The sequence below is a fragment of the Umezawaea endophytica genome (assembly GCF_025061645.1).
GTDB lineage: Bacteria > Actinomycetota > Actinomycetes > Mycobacteriales > Pseudonocardiaceae > Umezawaea > Umezawaea endophytica.
The window spans coordinates 72,630-79,415 of the sequence record NZ_JANYMP010000042.1; the positions used below are offsets into that span (position 1 = coordinate 72,630).

Consider the following 6,786-nt stretch of genomic DNA (forward strand, 5'->3'; position numbering starts at 1 on the left):
CCCCTTTTGCGCTTCCCCGGGAAACGAGTGAGACGCGATTCGGGTACTGCGGTTCCGCCCCCTAGAAAAGACGTGAGGCGGCCTCTAGGAATGCGCTTTCCAGTTAGGGGTTGCTCCACTTGGCCCAGCGGATGCAGACTTATGCCAGAACGAAAGCGGAAACAACGGCAGCGGGAGAACGCAAAGGCTGCCACAACCCTCATCCGCTTTTATTCTTCTCACCCCGATGGAAGACACTCCCCCTGTTTTCGATTGCCCAGGAGCCACTCATGCGCATTTCCACCAAGCGTTTCCTCGCCAGCACCATCGCCGCCGCCGCGATCCTCGGCGCGGGCACCGGCACCGCACTGGCGACCACCACGACGTCCTCCGCGGCCGCCTCGGTGTCCGTCGGCTCCCAGCTCGTCGTGGCCAAGACCAAGGCCGGTGTCGTCGTGGACGCCAAGGGCAAGCTCAGCGTCAAGCTCGACGCCGAGGGCTCCATCGACATCGCGGGCCTGAGCGTCAAGGGCGCTCTCAAGGCCGGTGTAAAGGTCGACGTCATCGGCGTCGAGGTCAACGGCACGTTCATCGCCAGCCTGGTGGTCGTCAAGTAATCCGCGGCACCCCCGAAGCGCGCTGGAGCGGAATTCCGCTCCAGCGCTTTTCGCGTCAACGGCGCACCGCGAATTTCACGTGCAGCACCCCTTCACCTCGAACCACCACGTGGGGGTCTTCCAACAGGTGCTGCCCGTCGATTCCACCGAAATAGCGCTTGCCGGATCCGAACACCACCGGCACCACGTCCATCGCCACCTCGTCCACCAGGCCCGCCGCGAGGACCTGACCGCCCACGTCGCCCGCGTTCACCGCGATGGTCCGCTCCCCGGCCAGCTCCTGGGCCTTCGCGACAGCGGCCACGACGTCGTCGACGAAGTGGTAGGACGCATCGGGGTGCCAGCCATCGGGCTTGGGCCGGTGGGACACCACGACCACGTGGTCGCCTGCGGGCGGACTGCCCTCCCAGCCGTTCACGAGGTCGAACAGCGTGCGACCCATCACGATCACACCGATCGACCGCCACATCGCCCCGACGTACTCGGCCGACGCCCGTGACACCCGGAAGCGGCTCCCGGAGCCGGAGTGGTCGAACCCCTGGTCCTCGTCCGAGGTGATCGGGGTGTCCCCGCCGAAGTACCAGTCGTGGAGCGGCCCGACGTCGTCCTCCTCGTCGGCGATGAAGCCGTCCACCGACACCACACCGCGCGGCCAGGTGGTTGACGCTCACCCCGGCGGCGCCGACGGCATCGGCGGGACGGACACCAGGCGGTGGCTCGGCACCCCCGTCAGGCAGTACACGTCGTCGATGAACCGGTCGAGCGGCGGAGCGGGCACCCGGCCGACGTAGTCCACGCCCCCAGTGTCCCTCCACGCACACCACGACGCCGGCACCCCTGGCGGGGTACCGGCGTCGTGGTCGAAGTCCGCTACGGCAGGGCCAGGGACTCCAGGTGGGGTACGACGGTGTCGACGCTCGGCAGCGCGAGCATCTCCCGGTGGGCTCTGCGCACCTCCTGGGTGATGGCCGGGTCGTCGAGGACGGTCCGGCAGGTGTCGTGGACGGACTGCGCGGTGGTTTCCGGGACGACTCGTCCGAGGTTCATCTTCTGCAGCAGGTCGGCGTGGAACGGCTGGTCGCCGAACTGCGGCAGCACGGCCATCGGTGTGCCGCCGAACATCGACTCGCGGATGCTGTTGTAGCCGCCGTGGGTCAGGAACAGGTCGGCGCACTGGAGCAGCAGCGGCTGGGCCATGCGCTCCACGACGAGGACGTTGTCGCCCACCTCGATGCCCTCCATCGACAGGCCGCCCGTGGCGAGGACGGCGTAGCAGTCGAGGGAGGAGAGGCCGCCAGCGATGGCTTGCAGCAGAACCTTGGACGGGTCTTCGGCCTGTGGCGGGCCGAACTGGAAGAACTCGCGCAACTGCACCAGGACGGTGCCCATGGCCGCGGCGACGAGGGGCTTGTCCGTTGGCAGGTCGGTGATCTCCCGACTGAGCACCTCATCTCTCGCGACGATCGGCGACTGCCGGTACCGGATCGCGTAGGGGACGTCGAACGCGGCGAAGCCGTACCGCTCCGGCACGGAGTCGAACCGCCCGTAGCGGTACAGGGCGGCGGGGTCGTGGGCGGCGGGGATGCCGATCTCCGCGCGCCGCTCGTTCAGCAGGTCGACCAGGCGGACCGGGTCGACCATGTCACCGGCGCCGGACGGGCCGCAGATGTAGCGCAGCCCGAGCTGCTCGGCGACCAGGGTCGCGGCGATCTCGGCGGAGTCGCGGACGATGAGGTTCGGCTTGAAGTCCAGCGCCAGCGCCATGATCGCGTGGTAGGTGGGTGTGATGTGCGGGCCGCCCGCCATCACCAGCATCTCGTCGAACGCCGTCAGCTCGGGCGGCGGCGCCACGGGCAGGCCGGTCTCCGCGGCCTCCCGGATGCGCTTCTCGGTCCCCTCCTTCACCACCGCCATGATCGAGTCGTGCATCTCGGGCAGCACCGCCGCCACGCGCACGCGTTCGACCTCGTAGATGTGCGCCAGCGAAGGCGGCAGGGCCACCAGGACGTCGTGCCCCGCGTCCGCTATGGCCCGGATCAGCGGGAGCATGTCCCGCGCGTGCCCCTGGGAGCCGGTGATGCTGCTCAGAACTCTCACGGCTGTCGCCTTTCCTCGTCGTGGGTCGACGGTCACCGCATCGGGAACTTGACCTGACCGGAGACGATCGGGTTCACGTAGTTGCTGCTGGAGATCTGCATGCGGCGCATGGCCAAACCGGTCAGGACTTCCAGCACGGCGCGCCGGGCGTTCAACGCGGTGGAGTAGCCGGGGTCGATGTGCGGGGCCACCTCGACCACGTCCATGCCCACGACGTTCGTCTCGTGGGCGAGCCTGCGCAGGGCCGGGAACAGTTCACGGGTCGTGAGACCGCCGGGCTCCGGCGTACCGGTGCCCGGCGCGTAGGCGGGGTCGAGGACGTCGATGTCCAGTGACAGGTAGACGTTCGGCACGTGGGACACGTCGACGATGAGCTTGTCGATGACGGCGTCGATGCCGACGCGCTCCACCTCGGCCATGAAGTGCGACTTCATGCCCTGCCTGCGCATCCAGTTGAACTGCTCGTCGTCCGGCGCCGACGGGCTGCGCAGGCCCATCTGGACGATGTTGGAGCCGGGGAACTTCTCGTCCTCGATGAGCCGGTAGATGGGCGTGGTGTGGCTGACCGCGTTGCCGTGGACCTCGGCGTGGCAGTCCGGGTGCGCGTCGAAGTGGACCACGGCGACGCTGCCGGGCCCGTGCACCTCGTTGAGCGCGCCCGCGCTGGGCCACAGCAGCGTGTGGTCACCGCCGAGGACGATCGGGACGGCGCCGGTCTCGGCGATCTCCTTGACCATCTCGCGGATCGGCGGCATCGACCTGTCGTTGCTGAAGGTGTCCACCGGGGCGTCGCCGTAGTCGACGACCTTGAGCAACTGGAACGGCCGGACCCTGGTGGCCGAGTGGACGAAGTCCTCGTAGTTGTTGAAGAGGTAGCGCTCCTCGGTGCGGATGGCCCTGGGGCCGAAGGCCGCGCCGCGGTGACCGACGGACTGGTCGAGCGGCACACCCATGACCGCCACGTCCACGTTGCCCGCCCGCAGGTCGGCCTGGTCGAGGCAGATCGGGACGTTCATGAAGGTCCCGATGCCCGTGTAGGCCGGTTGCGCGTAGTTGCGGCGCAGGTCGATGGGCCCCGGCTCCCGTGCCGGGTTGATGGTCGGCTGGAACCGGTGCGGCCACTTCTCGTCGATCACGAGCACTCCTTCGCTTCTACTTCTCCGGACGCAGCGCGGTTTTGGGGGTCACGGCCGTCACTCGGAAGTTCTTGGTCGTGCAGTCCAGCCGGTGGAAGAGGTTGTCGGCACCGGTGAACCACAGGTCGGTGACGCCCCCGCGACGCAGCGCGGAGACCACGTCCGGCCAGTTGATGGGCCGGTCGAACGTGTCGAGCAGCATCGTGCGCATGGCGTCCGCGTCGGTGACCGTCGTGCCGTTCTGGTCGGCGATCACCGGGAGCCGCGGCGCGGCGACGTCGTAGCGGCTGAAGACCTCGTCCTCGGCCTTGCGGCGCAGGGCGGAGAACGCCCTGGCGTGCACGGGCGGGCGCATCGAGTACATCGAGTACCCGCCCGCGTCCCGGATGCGCTGCTTGAAGAAGTCCAAAGAGGACTCGCGCACCGAGACGAAGTAGAAGTCGTCGTCCAGGTAGCCGGAGATCTCGTACCACTCGCCGCGGGCCTCCATCTCCGCGAGGATCTCCTTGGTCCGCTCCTCGGACGTGCGGACGAACGACTGGGTGATGACGTCCGAGTACTCCGTCGCGAAGAACTCCTCCTCGCACCGCGCGAGTTCGGCGGTCATCCGCACGACGTCGCCGAACGGCATCGACTCGACGAACGCCGTCGCGGCCTTCTGCCCGAAGCTCGGCCCCACGCACAGGTCGGGGTCGAGCCCCATCGCGTCCACGGCCCGGTCCGCCAGCGCGACGGAGTTGATCAGGAACGCGATCTGCGTGGCCTCGGAGTACTCGTGGTCGGTGGCGCGGAAGCGTTGCAGCACCGAGTAGCCCAGCGCCTCGTCGGCGGCGGCGAGCCGCCGACGGGCGTAGCGGTCCAGCACCATGTACCTGCCGACGTCGGCGAAGTTGCACGGTCCCATTCCGGGGAACACGATCGCGGTGAGCCCCTGTTCCACTTCGCCGTCCCGCGGGGCGCTCTGCGTGTTCTCCATGTCGGTTGGTCCCCGTTCTCCCTCAGACGCTGGCGCCGTCGGGGACCTCGGCCAGCGCGAGCTGCTCCAGGTGCAGCCGGTCGGGCTTGCCGTTGCGGTTGAGGGGGAAGTTCTCCAGCACGTGCACCCGGTTCGGCCGCTCGTAGACGGGCAGCAGCTCACCGAGCAGTTCACGCCAGAAGTGCGGCTCGCGGTCCAGCGCGTCCTCGATGAAGAACACCAACTGGCACCCGCGGCGCTCGTCCGGGATCGACACGACCTTCGCGGAACAGCCCTTCTCCGCCACCTTGCGCTCGATGATCTCCGGGTAGAGCGTGTACCCCATCCGCGTCACCGCGAACTTCCGCCCGAACACCGACAGGTTCCCGTCCGCGTCGAGCTTCCCGAAGTCCCCGGTCTGGAACCACTGCTGCGTGTGCGGCACCAGCGTGCCGTCCTCCGCGAGGTAGCCCTCCATCACGTCGGGCGTGTTGACCAGCACCTCACCGATCTGGTCGACCGGCACCTCGTGCCCGTCGTCGTCGACGACCTTGATCTCCAGCCCGTCCATCGCCTTGCCGCAGGCGGACGGGTTCTCCGGCGTCGCGAACGACACGTTGCCCATCTCGGTGCTGCCGTAGCTGTCCAGCAGCGGCAACCCGAACCGGTCGACGTACGCCTTGGTGAGCGACGGGTCCAACGGCGCGGCACCACTGCAGAACATCCGCACCGAGTCGACGTTCAACCCGGCTTCCGGACGCTTCTGCACGATGTTCAGCAGACTGCGGTAGGTGGACGGAGTGGCGTCCACGACCGTCACCCCGGTCTGCCCAGCCATGACCAGCGCCCGGTCGATGCGCCGGTAGGGCGCGATCACCAGCGAACAGCGCTCCTGCCACGCGATCAGCACCATGGACAGCCCGTACTGGTGCGAGAACGGCAGCAACGGCATCAGCACGTCACCCTGGCGATGACCGACCTGGGCGGCGTTGCGACGCAGGTTCTCCAGGAACTTCCCACCGGACTTCACAATGCCCTTGGGCGTCCCCGTCGAACCCGATGACCACATGATCAGACCATCGGGCCGATCACACCAGTCGGAGAAGTCCAGCTCGTCCCGCAACGGCGTCCGATTGGCCGCGGCCACCAGCAACTCGTAGATGAACACCCGACTCTCATCGGGATCGATCGGCGCGTCCTCGTCAACCAGACACATCTTCACGCCAGCCTGATCAGCGATCCGCCGCGTCTGATCGGCCCGCTCCTGACTGTCCACCATGACGATCGACGCCCCGACGTGCATCAACGCGAGGAGCGTCACAACCCAACCAGCCGAGTTGCCGGCTTTCAGCATCACCCGACAACCGTGACCGATACCGTTCTCACCCAACACGTCGGCCACGCGCAGGGCGTTCTGCTCGAACTCGGGAAATGTCAACACCGAGTCGGTCGAGAAGAGTTTCGCGGTCATCTGCGGCACTCCTCCTTCCTCTTGCTCACGGGGCCACGGAGGAGCACGACAACAGCGCGCCGCTCGGCAGCAAGAAGTAATTCGTGAAAGCACTGCCCTGCTGGGGGTACTGAAGGAAAGCATGGCCGGCTTTGTCGAGGTGCAACGAAGTCCAACTGGGACAAGGGTATTATTACGATGTTGCGACAGGAAACCCCTGACCAGTCCCCTAGGGCCCCCTAGCCGTGATCGCACTGATCGGTGCGGTTAGCGGGGTGGAATCGACGCGGTGTCGGTGGGGTGGGAGGGGGGTTGACTTGGGGGAACGGGTGGAGGCTGTCCGCTTTGGACCCCAGGAGGGCAACAGGGGTGGCGCGTCTCAGAACCCAGGGCACGGGATGGCCAGACGGGGGCCGGGGAGCTGGGGGCCGAGGGGCCAGGGGCGGGAGCAGCCGACCATCTACGAAACCGGACCTCGACGACTGCCGACCACCAACGAAACCGGCGCCAGCAGCCGCTGACCGCTTACGAAGCCGGACGCCGCCTACGCAG

7 protein-coding genes are annotated in these 6,786 nt (G+C 67.7%); 1 reads left to right on the forward strand and 6 read right to left on the reverse strand.

What is annotated here, in order from left to right; genetic code table 11:
• The first annotated feature begins 269 nt into the window (after positions 1–269).
• Positions 270–596, forward strand: coding sequence for a hypothetical protein (locus tag NZH93_RS45845; protein WP_259629650.1), 327 nt, complete (start codon positions 270–272; stop codon positions 594–596).
• 55 nt (positions 597–651) lie between these two features.
• Here NZH93_RS45845 and NZH93_RS45850 read toward each other — a convergent pair whose 3' ends face one another.
• From NZH93_RS45850 to NZH93_RS45875, 6 genes are all read right to left on the reverse strand, one after another.
• Positions 652–1,239 carry a dihydrofolate reductase family protein gene (locus NZH93_RS45850; RefSeq protein ID WP_259629651.1) on the reverse strand — a complete coding sequence of 196 codons (588 nt, stop codon included), beginning with the start codon at positions 1,237–1,239 and terminating at the stop codon, positions 652–654.
• 24 nt (positions 1,240–1,263) lie between these two features.
• Positions 1,264–1,392, reverse strand: coding sequence for a hypothetical protein (locus NZH93_RS45855; protein WP_259629652.1), 129 nt, complete (start codon positions 1,390–1,392; stop codon positions 1,264–1,266).
• 74 nt (positions 1,393–1,466) lie between these two features.
• The gene (locus NZH93_RS45860; protein WP_259629653.1) at positions 1,467–2,693 is read right to left on the reverse strand and encodes a glycosyltransferase; all 1,227 of its coding nucleotides are present in this window, start codon (positions 2,691–2,693) and stop codon (positions 1,467–1,469) included.
• 32 nt (positions 2,694–2,725) lie between these two features.
• On the reverse strand, positions 2,726–3,829 hold the full coding sequence (speB, locus tag NZH93_RS45865; RefSeq protein ID WP_259629654.1) for an agmatinase: 1,104 nt from the start codon (positions 3,827–3,829) through the stop codon (positions 2,726–2,728).
• Positions 3,830–3,845: 16 nt separating this feature from the next.
• Positions 3,846–4,805, reverse strand: a complete 960-nt coding sequence (locus NZH93_RS45870; protein ID WP_259629655.1) for an ACP S-malonyltransferase — start codon at positions 4,803–4,805, stop codon at positions 3,846–3,848.
• Between the two features lie 22 nt (positions 4,806–4,827).
• Complete coding sequence (locus NZH93_RS45875; protein WP_259629656.1) at positions 4,828–6,255, reverse strand: class I adenylate-forming enzyme family protein; 1,428 nt, start codon at positions 6,253–6,255, stop codon at positions 4,828–4,830.
• Positions 6,256–6,786 lie beyond the last annotated feature (531 nt).